Source organism: Microbacterium tenebrionis, assembly GCF_020682665.1.
GTDB classification, from domain to species: domain Bacteria; phylum Actinomycetota; class Actinomycetes; order Actinomycetales; family Microbacteriaceae; genus Microbacterium; species Microbacterium tenebrionis.
The window spans coordinates 278422-294649 of sequence record NZ_JAGTTM010000001.1; the positions used below are offsets into that span (position 1 = coordinate 278422).

Below are 16228 nucleotides of genomic sequence, written 5' to 3' on the forward strand. Positions count from 1 at the left end.
CCGGCAAGATGGGGAGAACGCCCATGCAGGAAAGGCACTTGATGGCAGACGGACAGCTGATCGAGTTCGACCGTGCGACCAAGCGCTTCGGCGCGGTCGCCGCGGTGTCGGACTTCTCCGCGCGCGTCAATCCGGGGGTCGTCACCGGGTTCCTCGGGCCCAACGGCGCGGGCAAGACCACGACTCTGCGGATGCTGCTCGGGCTCGAGCGGCCGACCAGCGGCACGGCCACGATCGGCGGCTCCCGCTACGCGGAGCTGCGCAGCCCCGCCCGCGTCATCGGCGCGATGCTCGACGACCCCGGCTTCCGCGCCCGTCGCACGGTCGAGCGCCACCTGATCACGACGGCCAAGGCGAACGGCATCCCGCTGGGCCGCGTCGGCGAGCTCATCTCCTTCGTCGGACTCGATGCCGACGTCGACACCCGCATCGCCGCCCTGTCGCTCGGGATGCGCCAGCGCCTGAGCGCGGCGACCGCTCTGCTCGGAGACCCCGGAGTCCTCGTGCTCGACGAGCCGGCCAACGGGCTCGATCCCGAGGGCATCCGCTGGATGCGCACGCTCATCCGCGGCCTCGCCGACGAAGGACGCACCGTCCTGGTCTCGTCGCACGTCCTGTCGGAGGTCGAGCAGATCGCCGACGAGATCCTCGTGATCGCGCGCGGCGAGCTGAAGTTCGCCGGCACCATGGAAGATCTCGCCGACCCCCGCAGCGGGCCCGTCGTCGTGGATGCTCCCGATCGCGATGCCCTGTCGGGTGCGCTGGCGGATGCCGGATACGAGTACGAGATCCTGCGATCCGGCCTCACCGTCCGCGGCAGCGACGCCGCGACGATCGGTCGCGTCACGGCGCGCGCCGGCGTCGCGCTGACAACTCTGCAGCAGCGCGGTCCGACGCTCGAGGACGTCTTCCTCGACCTCGTCAACGACCGGTACGTCCGCCCGGAGCCGGCTGCGACGACAGACGCGGACACGCTGTTCGAGATGACGGATGCCGGGGATGCGGAGCCGGCTGCTGCCGGGGAAGCCTCCGCCGAGGACGAGCGGCTTCGACTCGCTTCGCTCGACGCCGCGTCGCAGGAGGACGACTCGTCGCGCGACGACGCCGCGTCGCAGGACGACGACGCACCGCTGGACGACGCTCCGCGCGACGACGACACTGCGCTGGTCGACGCTGAGACCACGGAGGCGGGCGAAGCGTCGACTTCCTCCGAAGCATCCGCCGACGAGCGCCCACTGCCGGGCCTGGCCGGTCTCGCCGCTGTCGCCAGCATGTTCGCGAACCCGGTCACCGACCCGAGCGGCGCGGCGGCCGAGGTCGAGGCCGTCGAGGCCGGGGCCGTCGAGGCCGGGGCCGTCGAGGCCGGGGCCGCGGAGGAACCCGAAGCAGCCGAGGGCCAAGCAGAGTCCGAAACCGCCGATGCCGACGACGCCACCCGCGTGATCGACATCGTCCCGGGGTTCGACGAGGCCGCCCCTGACGAGGCCGCCACTGACGACGCCGCACCCGAAGACGCTCCGGCCGACGGCGAGGCACCGCACGAGGGAACTGCACCCGATGAGAGCGCAGCAGAGGGCGCGCCCGAGCACGACTCCGAAGAGTCCCACCGGGGCTGAGCTCAGACCGGGCGCGGCCGGATGACCGGCCGCTGACGTCCCGTCACGACCGGAATCGGCGCCGTTCCCGCGAGTTCGACGACGTCCACCGGCTCCTCCGATGCATCGAGCCGAAGCGCCTGCGTGAGCGCGAGTCCGTGCCGGGTGGTGAAGATCAACCGCTGGAACTGCTCGTCGCCGTCGAGATCGATGACCACGCTCGGCCGGCGCCGGCGGATGAGGACGAAGTCCGTCGTCGCAGCCGCCTTCCAGGTGCCCGCGGCGAGGATGCCGGGGAGGTGCGTGCCCGGCCCCGGGACGCCGCGCAACCAGGTCCACGCGTCATCGGTGAGCTGCACCTTCGTGATGGTCTCCCGCGCGATCCGCAGGTTCTCGCGGTGGAACGTGGCCGCACGCTCGACCGGAGAGAGCACAACCTCGAGCTGCGTCTGGTCCAGGAACAGGGTCACCATTCGTCCAGTCTGCCAGCGTCGACCTGTAAACGGCGTGCGACTTCCTCACAGCCCGACAACGATCGCGTTGTGCGGTTCCTCAGTCGCGCCGAGCACAACTCCGGAGAAAGTGCGCTCCGTCGCTGTGCGGCGCGACGAAGACAGCGGAAATCGGAAGAAACTCCGGAGCTATGCCGGACGGGAGGCGGATGCCGCGGCCCGCGCAGCCGCCGGCAGCGCAGCCTCGATGCGGCTCAGCGCCTCGTCGTCGTGGGCCGCGGTGAGGAACCACGCCTCGAACACGCTCGGCGGCAGCGCGACGCCCTGCTCGCGCATGGCGTGGAAGAAGGGCGCGTAGCGGAAGGACTCCTGCGCCTGGGCTTCGGCGTAGGTGCGCGGCGCGGTCTCGGCGAAGGCCACGCCGAACAGGTTGCCCGCCCGGGGGATGGCGTGCACGACGCCGGCCTCCGTGAGCGCGGCGTCCAGGGCGTCGGCGATGCGGGATGCCGCGGCATCCACCTTCGCGTAGACCGCGGGCGTGGCCAAGCGGAGGGTCTCGAGGCCCGCGGCGACGGACAGTGGGTTCCCCGACAGGGTTCCCGCCTGGTAGACCGGGCCGGTCGGCGCGAGCAGATCCATGACGTCGGCGCGTCCGCCGAGGGCGGCCAGCGGCATCCCCCCGCCGACGACCTTTCCGAACGTGATGATGTCGGGCAGGTACTCCTCGCCCGTAGCCGCCTGCAGCGCCCAGAACCCGGCGTGGTGGACGCGGAATCCGGTGAGCACCTCGTCGAGGATCATGAGCGCGCCGTGCGCGTGCGCGGTGTCGGCGATGAACCGGTTGAAGCCGGGCTCGGGAGCGACGACGCCCATGTTGGCGGCGGCGGCCTCGACGATGACGGCGGCGATCCGGTCGCCGAGCTCGGCGAACACGGCCTCGAGCGCGTCGCGGTCGTTGTATCCGATCACAAGGGTCTGCGCGGCGATCGGGGCCGGGACTCCGGCCGAACCGGGCAGGGCGAGGGTCGCGACGCCGGAACCGGCCTCCGCGAGCAGTCCGTCCGAGTGGCCGTGGTAGTGCCCGGCGAACTTCACGAGGAGGTCGCGGCCGGTGGCGCCGCGGGCGAGGCGGATCGCAGTCATGGTCGCCTCGGTGCCGGTGGAGACCAGGCGCACGCGCTCGATCGGTGCGAGGTCGCCGAGGCGGACGCGCTCGGTGATCTTGCGCGCGAGTGCGACCTCGCCCTCGGTGGGAGCGCCGAACGACAGGCCGCGGGCGGCGGCATCCTGCACGGCGGCGACGACCTGAGGGTGCGCGTGCCCGAGCAGCGCCGGCCCCCACGATGCCACGAGGTCGACGTATTCGTCGCCCGCGGCATCGGTCACGTACGCGCCGTGGGCGGATGCCAGGAACCGCGGCGTCCCGCCGACGGAACCGTACGCGCGGACGGGCGAGTTCACGCCTCCGGGGGTCACCGTGCGCGCGGCGGAGAAGAGCTCGTCGTTGCGGTCGGTCATGGTGGCTCCTGTTCGTGCTTCGGTTCGGCGTCGGCTCGCTTTCGGTCGCTCAGCCCGTTTCGTCTTCGGCGCTTCGCGCCTTCGCGGGGCGACCCGCGAAAGTCAGGCTCTCGAGGCCCGCCCGAGAGGCCACCCGGGCGCCCGGGCGGCTCAGCGTTCGCGGAGCCAGCCGGCGGCTTCGGTCGCCCAGTACGTGAGGACGGCGTCGGCGCCGGCGCGACGGATCGACAGCAACGACTCGAGCACGGCCGCACGGCGGTCTATCCAGCCGTTCGCGGCGGCCGCCTCGATCATCGCGTACTCGCCCGAGATCTGGTAGGCCCACACCGGCACGCGCACCGCGTCGCGCACTTCGCGCAGCACGTCGAGGAAGCTCATCGCCGGCTTGACCATCACGATGTCCGCACCCTCGGCCTCGTCGATCAGCGCCTCGCGGACGCCCTCGCGGCGGTTGCCCGGATCGAGCTGGTACGTGCGCCGGTCGCCCTGCAGCTGCGAATCGACCGCCTCGCGGAACGGACCGTAGAAGGCGCTGGCGTACTTGGCCGCGTACCCGAGCAGGAGCGTGTCGGTGAAGCCCTCGGCATCCAGTCCGCGACGGATCGCCGTGACCTGACCGTCCATCATTCCCGACAGCCCCAGCAGGTGCGATCCAGCGCGCGCCTGCGCGATCGCCATCGCCACGTACCGGTCCAGAGTCGCGTCGTTGTCGACGGAGCCGTCGTCCGCCAGCACTCCGCAGTGCCCGTGGTCGGTGAACTCATCGAGGCAGAGATCGGTCTGCACGACGAGACGATCGCCCATCTCCGAGGCCAGCGCGCGCGTGGCCACGTTGAGGATGCCGTCCGGATCGTCCGCGCCGGAGCCGGTGGCATCCCGCACCTGAGGGACGCCGAACAGCATGACGCCGCCGACTCCGGCCTCCGCAGCCTCGACGGCTGCGCGGCGCAGGGAGTCCAGCGAGTGCTGGACGACGCCGGGCATCGACGAGATCGGCACGGCCTCGCTCAGCCCCTCGCGCACGAACATCGGCAGAACCAGCTGCTGCGGCTCGACCGTCGTCTCGCGCACGAGAGCGCGGACACCCGGCGACTGCCGCAGCCGCCGCGGTCGGATCTCGGGGAAGCCGGCGGATGCGTAACTCACGGCGCGAACTCGTCGGCCGCGTGCGGAAGCGTGAAGTGCGCGACGGCGTCGATCAGGGCGTCGACGGTCTGCCTGTCGGCGACCACCGCGATCGGGAGCCCGGCCCGACGCGCGTCGTTCGCGGTGCGCGGCCCGATCGCGGCAAGCAGGGTCTCATCGGGGATGTCGGGGAACTGCTCGCGCACCTGCTCGGCGACCGAGCCGCTCGTGATGAGGATCGCGTTGATGCGGCCGCTCTCGACGTCGCGGCGGATGCGCTCGGTGACCGGCACGCCGACGGTGCGGTAGGCGACGATGCTCGACACGTCGTGGCCCGCGGCGATGAGCGAGCGGGTCAGCACGGGCTTGGCGATCTCGCTGCGGAGGGTCAGGATGCGGCGCGGTTCCGGCTCGAGCGCGATGAGCTGCTGGGCCATGCCCGCTGCGGAGTTGTCGGCGTCGGGCACGAGCGCGACCTCGTAGCCGACGGCGTGGAGCGCCGCTGCGGTCGTCTCGCCGACGGCGGCTATCTTCGTGGACTTCGGCACGACGGCGCGGTGCGCGAAGAGGACGTCGACGGTCGTGGCGCTCGTGACCGTCAGCCAGTCGTACTCGCCGGCGGCGAGCTTCTCGAGCGCGTCGTCCAGCGCGGCCTGGTCTGTGGTGGGGCCGAAGTTGATGAGCGGCGCCACGACGGGCGTGGCGCCCTGGGAGCGCAGGGAAGCGGCGACGCCGTCGCCCCACGGGCCTCCTCGCGGGACGAGGACGCGCCAGCCGGACAGTGGCTTGTCGTGCTTGGTTTCGGGTGTGGTCATAACGGTTGCTCTCGGGGTACGAGGTCGGCCGCCCCTTGTTCGAGCAGCCGACGGGCGACAGAGATCCCGAGCTCGCGTGCGGCGAGAGTCAGGGTTGCGCCATCGGCAGCATCCGCTTCGTTGCTACTGCCGTGACTCCGAATATACCCCCGGTTCAGGGATTCCGTGACGTCGAGTCCGATCCGCCGCTCTCCGGCTGGGTCGTAGACGACACTCCGGACGCGCACGGCGTCACCCGTGACGACCGCGTGCGCAGCCATCGGCGCCTGGCATCCGGCATCCAGTCCCTCCAGCACGGCGCGCTCCACCGTGATCGCCAGACGGGTGTTCTCGTCGTCGAGTTCGGCGAGCGCTGCGCGCAGATCGGATGCCGCATCCGCCGTGGTCTCGACCGCGAGCGATCCCTGCCCCGGAGCCGTCGGCCATTCGGCGAGCCCCAGCTCTTCGCGCTGGAGCGCCGTCTCGGATCCGAGCCGGGACAGGCCGGCGGCGGCGAGGATGACCGCATCCAGCTCGCCGGACTCGACGCGCGCGAGGCGCGAGTCGACGTTGCCGCGGATGTCGACGACCTCAGCGCGCCGGGCGCGGATGCGCACCTGTGCGATCCGTCGCGGCGAGCCGGTGCCGATCTTCGCGCCGGCCGGCAGCCGGTGCAGCGGTGTCCCGTCGCGCGTGATCACGACATCGCGGGCGTCCTCGCGCACGGGCGTCGCTGCGATGACGAGGCCGTCGGGGATCGCGGTGGGCAGGTCCTTGAGCGAGTGGACGAGGATGTCGCACTGGCCGGCGAGCAGAGCCTCACGAAGACGCGTCGCGAAGATGCCGAGCCCGCCGATCTCGGACAGGGAGGCGCGGTTCGTATCGCCCTCGGAGACGATGGGGACGAGCTCGACGGGGCGGCCGGAGATCTTCTCGAGGGCTGCGGCGACGTGCCCGGACTGGGCCTGGGCGAGCGCACTGCGCCGGGTGCCCAAGCGGATCGGACGCTGTCGGGTTGAGGTCGACATGGCTTACTGCAGCACGTCCGCGATCTCGTCGAAGCGCAGGCGCCGCCCGGTGTAGAACGGCACCTCCTCCTTCACAAAGCGACGGGCATCGGTATAACGGAGATCGCGCATGAGATCGACGAGTTCGGTCGGGTCGTCCGCCTCGAGCGGAAGCAACCACTCGTAGTCGCCGAGCGCGAAGGCCGCGACGGTGTTGGCGATGACGCCGGTGAACGCGGCGCCCTTGCGGCCGTGGTCGGCAAGCATCTGGCGACGCTCGGCCTCATCGATCAGGTACCACTCGGGCGTGCGGACGAACGGGTACAGGCACAGCCAGCCCTTGGCCTCGACACCACGGAGGAACCCCGGCACATGCGCACGGTTGAACTCGGCATCGCGGTGCACGCCCATGACGTTCCACACGGGAAGCAGGGTGCGCAGCAGCTCGGTGCGCCGCATTCGCCGCAGAGCCTTCTGCAGGTCCTCGGCGGTCTCGCCGTGCAGCCAGACCATGAGGTCGGCGTCGGCCTTCAGCCCCGAGACGTCGTAGAAGCCGCGGACGGTGACGCCGGAGTCCTCGATGTGACCGACGATCGTCTCGAGCTCGGTGGCGTCCGTCTCGACGACGGGCGCATCGGGGTTGCGTCGCCAGACGGCCCAGAGGGTGAAACCGGACGGGTTCTGTTCACTCGCTTCGGACATGCCCCCAGTCTGCCCCTTTCTGGAGCGGGGAGCGAATGCAGGGCCCACCCGCCCCGAGGCTCCGGTCAGCGCGCAGCGCCGGCTGGAGTGGGGCGTGAGGTACGTGCGGGGCTCAGCGGGCGATGGCCCGTGCGATCGCCCAGACGAGGCCGCCGGTGACGGCGGCGACGCCGACCACGGCGGCCACGGCTCCGGCCGGATTGCGGTCCGCGAACGTGCGCGCCCTGGCGATGCCGCGCTGGGACGCCTTCTCGAGACGGCGGGGCACGTTGCCCTTGATCTCGATGGCGGCGAGCGCCGCCTTCAGCTCGGCTCGCGCCGACTCGACAGGGTCGGTGATCCCCGCCGGGACCACGGTGCGGGGCAGGGAGTCAGAGCTTGTCATCACCGGCATCCTTAACGATTCGAATATCGGTCGCGATGGCCTGGCCGGGGTTCTCACGGCGCAGCACCTTGCGGAACTTCAGCAGCCCGAACACGACGCACAGCAGCACGCACACGAGCAGCAGGGCGAGTACGGCCAGCGCAGACAGCCACACCGGCCACCAGGACGAGAGCCCGGCGACCGCGAACACGAGGATCATCGGCACGAGCCAGAACAGGAAGAACAGCGCGATGACGAACCAGACGCTGCCGATCCCGGCATCCTTCGCCGTGCGCGACACCCACGCCTTCGCGGCGTCGATCTCGGCCTTGACGAGCTTCGTGACGAGCTCGGGCAGATCGCCCAGCAGCGTCAGGAGGCTGTCGTCGGCGCGGTCACGATATCCGCGGACCATATCAGTTCCCGTTCGTCGTGGTCTTCTTCGCACCCGTGGAGCGCGTGTTCGTCGTCTTCTTCACCGATGACGCAGTCTTCTTCGCGGCGTCGACGGCGTCTTCGAGGGCGTCCTCGATGTTTTCTGCCGCCTTCTTTCCCGTGGCGATCGCCGAGTCGAGCTTCTCACCGGGGGTGTCGCCGTCGCCGACGGACTTCGCGACCTTCACCACACCGTTCCAGATCGCTCCGGGAACGGCCGAGGCCTTCGCCCCGACGAATGCCTTCGCCTTGTCGACCTGTCGCTGCACGGGCTCCTGGTTCCAGACCTTCAGCCACTGCTTCTTGATCTGCTCGTACCGCTCGCGTCCGGCGCGCGTGCCGAGAACGTATCCGACGCCGAGTCCGACGACGATTCCGATCTTTCCCTTCATGCGGGGCTCCCTCACGTTGGTTCCGGTCGAGCCTCCGGCTGGATGCCGTAGGCCAGGGTTCTAGCGTAGCCCCATATGCCGAAAACGGCATCTACCCTTCAGGGGGTTGACAGCCGGCCATCTGAACCCCAGAGAAGCGCGCGGCGAACACGGTCGGCCTCGGCGGTCGCGTCGGGAACGACCTGCGCCAGGCCCGTGCCGGAGAGCCAGGCACCGACCGCGCCGAGACCCGCGGACTTCGCCACTGCGGCGCGGATCTCACGGCGGCGATTCGACGCCCCGATGAGCGACGCCGGCTGCGACTGCGTGAAGCGAGCACGGTGCGCGGCGACGAGCGCGGACTCCGGCAGGGCGACCCCGAGCAGGGCGGATGCTTCGCTCAACGCCAGCCGCGCCGCAGCGTCGTCGTCGAGCGCGCCGGTGGCGGCCGGTTCGCCCTGGGCGCCGAATGAGACGCGCACCACGTGGCGACTGCCCGCCGACTCGCGCAGCCAGTCCCACTTCGCGCTCGCGTGCGTCAGCGCCTTGGCGACATGGCTGCCCGGCACGGTGAGCACGCCTGTTCCACGAGGCGAGGCATCGAGTGCGGACGCTTCGAGCAGCAGGCTCACGATCTCGATCTGCGGCGCCTGACCGGCCGTTCCCAGGCCGGCGACGTGCGCGGTGAGCAGCGCGCGTGCCGTGGGCTCCTCTGTGGCGACGATGACGCCGTCGGCGGCGATCGTCTCGCCCTGCTCATCCGCATCTGCTGCGAGCAGCCCGGCGTCCGCTGAGAGATCGTCCTGCGGGGTGGCGAGCGCGAGACCGACTGCCCACCCGGCATCGGTGCGTTCGATCGTCTTCACGGCAGCGTTCGTCCGGATGACGGCGCCCAGCTCACCGAGATCGGCGGCGAGCGCGTCGACGAGAAGACTCATGCCGCCGGCGATCCCCTCGACCGCAGAACCCGGAGCCTTCCTGGCACGGTCGGCGCGGTCGGCGAGCAGCTGCGCGACACCGCCGGACAGCGATCCGGCCCTCGTGAGGGCCTCGTTCAACCCCGGGGCCGCGACCTCGGTGTCGACGTCGTCGGGGTCCGCCGAGTAGATGCCGGCGGTGACGGGCGCGACGAGCAGGTCGCGGACCTTGCGTCCCATGCGCTTCGCGACAAGGGCACCGAGGCTGTGCTCCTGGCCGATCGTGAGCGGCGGACGCAGGCGGTCGACGTACGCGCGCCACGCGCCGCCCCAGCCGATGATGCGTCGCACGTCCTCCGCGAACGGGTTCGCCGGGATGCCGAGGATGCCGCCCTTCGGAAGCGGCGCCGCGTCGACGCCGGGCGCTCCGACGAGCCAGGCGCCCTCCGGGTTCGGTGTGACGATCCGGTCGTCGAGGCCGAGCTCGGCGAGCATCTTCCTGACATGACCTCCCCTGGTCGCGTACGACTCGGCGCCGGCATCCACGGCCACGCCGTCGAGGTCCGCCCGGCGGATCGCGCCGCCGAGCTCATCGTCTGCCTCGAGCAGGGTGACCCGCATGCCGACCTTGGCGCATTCGCGCGCAGCGACGAGTCCACCGATGCCGCCCCCGATGACGACGACGTGACGGTGCGCCGCGCGCGCGGCGAGGTCAGCCGTGGTGTCGGCGGTCATGAGTGCGCGAGCTCGACGATGCGCGTGAGCTGATCGGGGTCGGTCTCCGGCGGCACGCCGTGACCGAGATTGAGGATGTGGGCGCGGGCAGCGCGTCCGCGTTCGAGGACGTCGCGCACGTGCGCCTCCAGGATCGGCCACGGGGCCTGCAGCATCGCGGGGTCGATGTTGCCCTGGACGGCGACGCCCTGGCCGAGGATGCCGGCGGCCTCGTCGAGCGGCTGCCGCCAGTCGACGCCGACGGCGGATGCCGCTCCGTCCAGGCGCATGTCGCGAAGGAACGGTCCGGTGCCGACGCCGAAGTGGATCACAGGGAGTCCGAGGCCCTCGACCGCGGCCTTCGAGTGCGGGGCGACATGGGCGCGGTAGTCCGCGGGGCTCAGGGACCCGGCCCAGGAGTCGAACAGCTGCACGGTCGCGGCCCCGGCGTCGCGCTGCGCCTCGAGGAATCGGCGGGAGACGCGGGAGAGCCAGCCGGCGAGCCGGTCCCAGGCATCCGGATCGGTGTGCATCATGGCGCGAGCACGAAGATGCTCCTTCGACGGCCCGCCCTCGACGAGGTAGGCGGCGAGCGTGAACGGCGCACCGGCGAAGCCGATGAGCGGGGTGTCGCCCAGTTCTGCGGTGACGATCCGCACGGCATCGGCGATCGCCGTCGTGTCCAGATCGTTCGGATCGATCGCCGTGATGCGGTCGACGTCGGCGGCAGTGCGGACCGGCTCGGCGAACACGGGGCCTCGGCCTGGCTCGATCACGACGTCGACGCCCGCCAGCCGCAGCGGGATGACGATGTCGCTGAAGAACACCGCGGCATCCACCTTGTGCCGGCGCACCGGCTGCAGCGTGATCTCGGCCGCGAGATCCGGGGTGAGGCAGGCGTCGAGCATCCGGGTTCCGACGCGGAGTTCTCGGTACTCCGGGAGCGAGCGTCCGGCTTGACGCATGAACCAGACGGGGGTCTGCTCGGGTCGGTCTCCGGCGAGCGCGCGCAGCAGCGGTGCGTGAGGGGAAGGCATGGGTCCATCCTCCCATCCGGCGCACATGAACCGCCTGTCAGCGGCACTCGGGCGGGCGGCGAGCGGAGCGGGCTTACAATGGATGTCGTGCTGCTGTGTCTGACGGCGAGTCACAAGACCGCCTCCTTCGACATGCTCGAACGATTGAGCCGCACCCCTGACGACGTCGCGCCGAATCTTCTGCGCCTGACATCGTGCGTGCAGGGGGCCGTCGTGCTCTCCACATGCAACCGCTTCGAGGCTTACGTCGAGGTCGACGAACCCGTCACAGCCGCAGGAGCCGTGGGCGTCGAGGCCGTGCTCGAGGCGATCGAGCAGTCCACCGGCATCCCCACCGCAGAGCTCGACGGCGCCTACGAGGTGCACTCGGGGCGACGTGTCGCCGAGCACCTGTTCGCGGTGGCATCCGGCCTCGAGTCCGTCGTCCCCGGCGAGGGCGAGATCGCCGGTCAGGTGCGCCGCGCTCTCACGGCCGCGCGCAAGGACGGCACGACCTCTCCCGAACTCGAGAGGCTGTTCCAGCGGGCGAGCCAGGCGCAGCGCAAGGTCAAGAACGTCACGGCGCTCGGCCGTGCCGGCCGCTCGCTCGTGCGTCTGTCGCTCGAGCTGGCCGACAGCCGCATCGCCGATTGGTCGGCGGAGCGCGTGCTGCTGGTCGGCACCGGCGCGTATGCCGCCGTCACCCTCGCCACGCTCCGCGAGCGCGGGGCCGTCGACATCTCGGTGCATTCGCCCTCGGGCCGCGCGGAGCTGTTCGCGGACAAGCACGGGATCGCGGCTGTCGCAGACGCCGACTACGCCCGCGTGGCGTCGCGCTCGACCCTGCTGATCACCTGCACGAACGCGGCCGAGGAGCCCGTCCTCGGCCCGGAGCACCTGCAGGCGCCATCCGCTCCGGTCGCCATCGGATGCCCTGTGCACGCCCCGAGCACGCACGCCCGCTCGCAACTGGTCATCGACCTGGGGATGCCGCGCAACGTCGACCCCGCCGTCGCGCAGCTCGAGGGCGTCGCGCTGCTCGATCTCGAGACGATCCGCCTGCACGCGCCGCTTGAGGAGCTCCAGGCGACGGATGCCGCTCGCACGATCGTGCGCGACGCGGCGGACACCTTCAATGTTTTCGGCGACCGTCAGAGTGTCACGCCCGCCGTCGTCGCCTTCCGCTCGCACATCTTCGCCCTCATGGAGGCCGAGATCGAGCGCGCCCGTGCCCGCGGCGACGAGGACGGCCGGGTCGAGCAGGCGATGCGTCATCTCGCAGGTGTCCTCACCCACACGCCGACGACGCGGGCGCACGAGCTCGCAGCGGACGGCCGAGGGGCGGAGTTCGTCGCAGCGCTCGAGACGATCTACGGGATCACTCCTGCCGCCGACGACGCGAACGACGTACACGCCGCGACGGCCTGATCAGCGCCGATGCCCGGCGCCAGCACGGCGGTGAGCACGAGCATTCCCAAGATGCCCGCACTCACGCCATGCCAGAGCGCCACCCCCATCGACCGCAGCTTCGTTTCGGTCGTTGACGGCTGATCCGGTTCCCTCTGCTGCTCGGTCACCGGCTCTGCCTCGTCCCCAGCATTCCGATGCCGGCCCTCGTCGCGGGTATCTCACCAGGAGATCAACGCGGCCCGTCATCGATACTTCGACGATATAGACCTTTGACCAGGTGGCACTAGGTCTTTCAGCCACCAAAACGGGTGGATGCGGTGTCGGACGATGCCGTCGCGAGGGCGGACCGCCCGTCCGGAAGGATGCGTGCGATGAAACTGCCGTCCGCCCGGTCGAGTTCTCCGACCAGCCAGGCGCGCAGCCGCTCGAGCACGTCATCGTCGATGTCGCGGTCGGCGACATCATCGATGAGGACGACGTCGACGCCGCGCGACCGCGCCCGCGCGGCGGCGGCCGCGACGACGGGGACGTCGAGGCGACCGGCGCGGTATCCGTCGCGCAGCGCGCCCTCGTGGACGAGGCACTGGGCGACCTCGGCGTCGGTGAGTGCGGTCCCCTCGCCGATGCGGTCCAGGAGCGGGCCGATCGTCGCATCCCAGCTCGCGGTCTTCTCCCTGGCGAGGGCCGTGCCCTCGGCGAGCCACGCGCGTTCCGTGCTCGCCGCCCGCGTGAGGGCCCTGTCCCGTTCAACGTGCCGGTCCAGGGTGCGGATCGAGACGGCGAGCGCGGTCGTCGCGACGACCACGACCACCGCGCGCATGACGGCGGCGCGCATCTCGATGTACGGTCCGGGGACGACGGCCATCACGGCCAGGGCGACGACTGTCACGAGAAGGACGAGCGCTGTGCGTGGACGACTGCGCAGGCACAGCATCCCGAGAACGAAGGATGCGCCCACCAGCGGCCACATTCCGGCGAAGGTCGGCATGCCGGCCGTGTCGGGAACGGCCACACCGGCGAACATCGTGCACACGGCGGCGACCGCGAGCGCTGCGGCGCAGACGACGACGCCGGCGCGGGCGCGATCGGCGCGCCAGGAGACGACCACGAAGGCCGCGGCGAGGGCGAGGCCGGCGAGAAGCCCGGGCAGTGGATTGCGCAGCCATACGAACGAGCACGCCGCAAGGAGAAGGTGGCCGGCCGCGAACAGACCACCGGCGAGGCGCATGTCGCGATCCGGGAGCAGCCCGACCGACGGCGGCTGGATGGCAGCGGCTGGCACTCCCGGCTGCCAGGAGGTGTCGACGACGACGCCACGGCCGGGCTCGGTGTGCACCTCAGCCAGGCCGCCGACCGATCGGAGGCGAGCGAGGATGCTGACGGCGATCCCGAGCCGCCCAGGGGTGACGTCGCGCTTGTCGAACCCGGGCCCGTCGTCGCTCACGGCGACGCGGAGGCCGTGGCCGTCGTGTCTCAGCGTCAGACTGCTCTCGCTGTCGGGAGCGTGCACCCGAGCGTTGATGAGCGCCTGCTCTGCCGCCCCCGTCATGGCGGCCGCCACGTCGGCGGGAACCTCCACGGACTGCTCCTCGGCGCCCTCCTCGACGAACTCCGCCCCGTGCGCGCGCGCGAGATCCTGCAGCTCGGACCGGAACGCCGAGACCGCGACCGTCCCGGTCTGCGGAGTCGCGAGCGCGGCGAGCGCCGCACGGGCGCGGTGCGCCTGAGCGGCCAGCACCGGCAGCATCTCGGTACTGGCCCGCGCCGCGAAAGCCAGCGTGGCGAGCACCTCGTCGTGCACCAGCGCCTGGGCGCGGGCTTCGACGTCTCGACGCGCCGAGCTCTCGGCGTCGCGCACGTCGGCCTCGCGGACGGCCGCTGCCGCGGCATCCGCCCGCCGGGCTCGGCCGAGCGCCGCCCCGGCCAGCGCGCACAGCAGCATTGCCGCCCCCAGCGCCTGCAGATCGTTCGTGATCGCGTTCGCCGTCGTATCCGCCAGGGCGAACCTCAGCAGGGGGACGAAGACGGCGAGCACGCCGAGCACGATCCAGCCCGCCACCTGCCCCCAGGCGATGACGGCCGCGAGCACGGCGATCGCGTTGACGGTGAGCACCCAGGAGAGCTGACCGCTGGACTCCGATCGGGTGAGCGCGACGACGGGCCACGTCGACGCGACCAGCAGCAGGTAGCCGATGGCCACGGCGCCGTTGAGCATGCGGATGGCGCGCCGCGAGCACGCCAGGGCGACGAGCGCCACGACGATGGCCGCGCCGTAGAGACTGAGGATCGCCCCCTGGAACGGGAGAGGCAGGGCGAGCGCATCCGGCTGCACGACGACGGTCGCGAACCCGAGGGCCGCGACCGCAGAGACGGCGCCGTTGCCGGCGGTGAGCAACCGCGAGGTCAGCAGTTCATGGCGGTGGGCCGAACGCTCGCGCACAGGGCGTCGCCGACCGGCCTCGGCCCGGCCATTCATCGCCGTCCTGGCACGGGCAGGAAGCCGTCTTCCACGCCACGGCGATACAGCTCGACCTTGGTCGGAGCGGGGCGCCCGAGACGCTGGTACGCGAGCTTGATGCGCTTGAGGTGGTCGTTGACCGTGTTCTCACTGATGCCCAGCTGCGTGGCAACCTGCTTGGCGCCGATGCCCGAGGCGTACAGCGCGAGCACGTCTCGCTCGCGATCCGTGAGGGGTGCGCTCTCCAGGTCGGGGTCGGCATCCACGGTCACGGCCCATTCCGCGTCGACGAAGAGCTCGCCTCGAGCGGCGCGCTGGATCGCCGCGAGGATCGCGGCCGGCGGGGCGGACTTGCGCACCACGCCGAGGGCATCTGTGCGCAGCGCCTCTCGGACGAGATAGCAGTCCTCCCCCGACGTCAGGACGAGCACCTGCGCGCCGCGGTCGCGCAGCACCTGCACGTTGTCGGCCGGCGTGGTCCCGTCGCGGAGCATGAGGTCGAGCACCACGAGGTCGGGATGCAGTTCGCCCTGTCGGAGGGCGGTGACCGACCGCACGGCGCCCAGGAACACCAGATCGTCCGAGTGCTCGATGAGCGGGCCGATCGCCAGCCCGATGAGCGCGTGGTCGTCGACGATGGCGACGCTGAACCTACCCCCCATGCTCCTTACCTTAGGACAGGGGACGGACCCGCGCTCCGGGGGGTTGCCACACGGTGCCAGACTGGGGGCATGGCTCTGCACATCACCGGCGACACGGCAGCCGACGAACTGCTCACGGACAACCCGCTCGCGCTCCTGGTCGGGATGCTCCTCGACCAGCAGGTGCCGATGGAGACGGCGTTCGCCGGGCCGCTGAAGATCGAGCAGCGCACCGGCGCGACCGATGCGGCCGCGATCGCGGGCATGGACCCCGAGGAGTTCCTCGAGGCGTTCAAGCAGACCCCGGCGGTGCACCGCTTCCCCGGGTCCATGGCGACCAGGGTGCAGACGCTCTGCCAGACCCTCGTCGACGACTGGGGCGGGGATGCCGCGGCGCTGTGGACCCAGGGCGACCCGGACGGGCCGGAGGTGCTGCGGCGCCTGAAGAAGCTGCCCGGCTTCGGCGAGCAGAAGGCGAAGATCTTCCTGGCGCTGCTCGGGAAGCAGTACGGATTCACCGGTGCGGGGTGGCGCGAGGCGGCCGGCGACTACGGCACGGAGGGCTCGTTCCGCAGCGTCGCCGACATCGTCTCGCCCGAGTCGCTCACCAAGGTCCGCGAGCACAAGAAAGCGATGAAGGTTGAGAAAGCGATGAAGGTTGCGGCGGCGCGGAGCAATGCGACGAAGGAGCATTGATGCGTGACGGGGC

At 71.2% G+C, this 16228-nt stretch carries 16 protein-coding genes; 3 read left to right on the forward strand and 13 right to left on the reverse strand.

The window, feature by feature from the left end:
• Positions 1-41: 41 nt before the first annotated feature.
• Positions 42-1616 (forward strand): ABC transporter ATP-binding protein, encoded by a 1575-nt coding sequence (locus tag KEC56_RS01395; protein ID WP_227529517.1) that lies wholly within the window; start codon positions 42-44, stop codon positions 1614-1616.
• A gap of 2 nt (positions 1617-1618) precedes the next feature.
• Here KEC56_RS01395 and KEC56_RS01400 read toward each other — a convergent pair whose 3' ends face one another.
• The 11 genes from KEC56_RS01400 to hemE all read right to left on the reverse strand — a co-directional run bounded on the left by KEC56_RS01400 (position 1619) and on the right by hemE (position 11058).
• Positions 1619-2068 carry a hypothetical protein gene (locus KEC56_RS01400; protein WP_175984952.1) on the reverse strand — a complete coding sequence of 150 codons (450 nt, stop codon included), beginning with the start codon at positions 2066-2068 and terminating at the stop codon, positions 1619-1621.
• A gap of 168 nt (positions 2069-2236) precedes the next feature.
• Complete coding sequence (locus KEC56_RS01405) at positions 2237-3565, reverse strand: glutamate-1-semialdehyde 2,1-aminomutase (protein WP_227529518.1); 1329 nt, start codon at positions 3563-3565, stop codon at positions 2237-2239.
• Positions 3566-3715: 150 nt separating this feature from the next.
• Entirely contained in the window at positions 3716-4711 is a 996-nt protein-coding gene (gene hemB / locus KEC56_RS01410) for a porphobilinogen synthase (protein WP_227529519.1), read from the reverse strand.
• A complete protein-coding gene (locus KEC56_RS01415) occupies positions 4708-5505 on the reverse strand; it encodes a uroporphyrinogen-III synthase (RefSeq protein WP_175984949.1) in 798 nt (265 codons plus the stop codon). Before KEC56_RS01415 ends, hemB begins: the two co-directional genes overlap by 4 nt.
• Complete coding sequence (hemC, locus tag KEC56_RS01420) at positions 5502-6512, reverse strand: hydroxymethylbilane synthase (RefSeq protein WP_227529520.1); 1011 nt, start codon at positions 6510-6512, stop codon at positions 5502-5504. The genes KEC56_RS01415 and hemC overlap by 4 nt, the downstream gene beginning before the upstream one ends.
• A gap of 3 nt (positions 6513-6515) precedes the next feature.
• Complete coding sequence (gene hemQ, locus KEC56_RS01425) at positions 6516-7193, reverse strand: hydrogen peroxide-dependent heme synthase (RefSeq protein ID WP_175984947.1); 678 nt, start codon at positions 7191-7193, stop codon at positions 6516-6518.
• A 112-nt stretch (positions 7194-7305) separates the two neighbouring features.
• Complete coding sequence (locus tag KEC56_RS01430; RefSeq protein WP_175984946.1) at positions 7306-7578, reverse strand: hypothetical protein; 273 nt, start codon at positions 7576-7578, stop codon at positions 7306-7308.
• Positions 7565-7972, reverse strand: coding sequence for a phage holin family protein (locus tag KEC56_RS01435; protein ID WP_227529521.1), 408 nt, complete (start codon positions 7970-7972; stop codon positions 7565-7567). Before KEC56_RS01435 ends, KEC56_RS01430 begins: the two co-directional genes overlap by 14 nt.
• A gap of 1 nt (position 7973) precedes the next feature.
• Complete coding sequence (locus KEC56_RS01440) at positions 7974-8384, reverse strand: hypothetical protein (RefSeq protein WP_175984944.1); 411 nt, start codon at positions 8382-8384, stop codon at positions 7974-7976.
• A gap of 98 nt (positions 8385-8482) precedes the next feature.
• Complete coding sequence (locus KEC56_RS01445; protein ID WP_227529522.1) at positions 8483-10015, reverse strand: protoporphyrinogen/coproporphyrinogen oxidase; 1533 nt, start codon at positions 10013-10015, stop codon at positions 8483-8485.
• Positions 10012-11058, reverse strand: coding sequence for a uroporphyrinogen decarboxylase (gene hemE, locus KEC56_RS01450; protein WP_372456238.1), 1047 nt, complete (start codon positions 11056-11058; stop codon positions 10012-10014). The genes KEC56_RS01445 and hemE overlap by 4 nt, the downstream gene beginning before the upstream one ends.
• A 51-nt stretch (positions 11059-11109) precedes the next feature.
• On the opposite strand from hemE, the gene KEC56_RS01455 reads away from it, so the two are divergent.
• A complete protein-coding gene (locus KEC56_RS01455; protein WP_227529524.1) occupies positions 11110-12438 on the forward strand; it encodes a glutamyl-tRNA reductase in 1329 nt (442 codons plus the stop codon).
• A 274-nt stretch (positions 12439-12712) separates the two neighbouring features.
• On the opposite strand, the gene KEC56_RS01460 is transcribed toward KEC56_RS01455, so the two are convergent.
• Together KEC56_RS01460 and KEC56_RS01465 are read right to left on the reverse strand one after the other, a co-directional pair.
• Positions 12713-14860: a sensor histidine kinase gene (locus KEC56_RS01460; RefSeq protein WP_227529525.1), complete on the reverse strand. Its 2148-nt coding sequence runs from the start codon at positions 14858-14860 to the stop codon at positions 12713-12715.
• A gap of 32 nt (positions 14861-14892) precedes the next feature.
• Positions 14893-15540 (reverse strand): response regulator transcription factor, encoded by a 648-nt coding sequence (locus KEC56_RS01465; protein ID WP_227529526.1) that lies wholly within the window; start codon positions 15538-15540, stop codon positions 14893-14895.
• 69 nt (positions 15541-15609) lie between these two features.
• On the opposite strand from KEC56_RS01465, the gene KEC56_RS01470 reads away from it, so the two are divergent.
• Positions 15610-16215: an HhH-GPD-type base excision DNA repair protein gene (locus tag KEC56_RS01470; protein WP_227529527.1), complete on the forward strand. Its 606-nt coding sequence runs from the start codon at positions 15610-15612 to the stop codon at positions 16213-16215.
• The last annotated feature ends 13 nt before the right edge of the window (positions 16216-16228 follow it).

Coding starts and splice junctions, on each gene's coding strand:
- KEC56_RS01395 (WP_227529517.1), top strand. CDS start 42: ATGGCAGACGGACAGCTGATCGAGTTCGACCGTGCGACCAAGCGCTTC.
- KEC56_RS01400 (WP_175984952.1), bottom strand. CDS start 2,068: ATGGTGACCCTGTTCCTGGACCAGACGCAGCTCGAGGTTGTGCTCTCT.
- KEC56_RS01405 (WP_227529518.1), bottom strand. CDS start 3,565: ATGACCGACCGCAACGACGAGCTCTTCTCCGCCGCGCGCACGGTGACC.
- KEC56_RS01415 (WP_175984949.1), bottom strand. CDS start 5,505: ATGACCACACCCGAAACCAAGCACGACAAGCCACTGTCCGGCTGGCGC.
- hemC (WP_227529520.1), bottom strand. CDS start 6,512: ATGTCGACCTCAACCCGACAGCGTCCGATCCGCTTGGGCACCCGGCGC.
- hemQ (WP_175984947.1), bottom strand. CDS start 7,193: ATGTCCGAAGCGAGTGAACAGAACCCGTCCGGTTTCACCCTCTGGGCC.
- KEC56_RS01430 (WP_175984946.1), bottom strand. CDS start 7,578: ATGACAAGCTCTGACTCCCTGCCCCGCACCGTGGTCCCGGCGGGGATC.
- KEC56_RS01435 (WP_227529521.1), bottom strand. CDS start 7,972: ATGGTCCGCGGATATCGTGACCGCGCCGACGACAGCCTCCTGACGCTG.
- KEC56_RS01440 (WP_175984944.1), bottom strand. CDS start 8,384: ATGAAGGGAAAGATCGGAATCGTCGTCGGACTCGGCGTCGGATACGTT.
- KEC56_RS01445 (WP_227529522.1), bottom strand. CDS start 10,015: ATGACCGCCGACACCACGGCTGACCTCGCCGCGCGCGCGGCGCACCGT.
- hemE (WP_372456238.1), bottom strand. CDS start 11,058: ATGTGCGCCGGATGGGAGGATGGACCCATGCCTTCCCCTCACGCACCG.
- KEC56_RS01455 (WP_227529524.1), top strand. CDS start 11,110: ATGGATGTCGTGCTGCTGTGTCTGACGGCGAGTCACAAGACCGCCTCC.
- KEC56_RS01465 (WP_227529526.1), bottom strand. CDS start 15,540: ATGGGGGGTAGGTTCAGCGTCGCCATCGTCGACGACCACGCGCTCATC.
- KEC56_RS01470 (WP_227529527.1), top strand. CDS start 15,610: ATGGCTCTGCACATCACCGGCGACACGGCAGCCGACGAACTGCTCACG.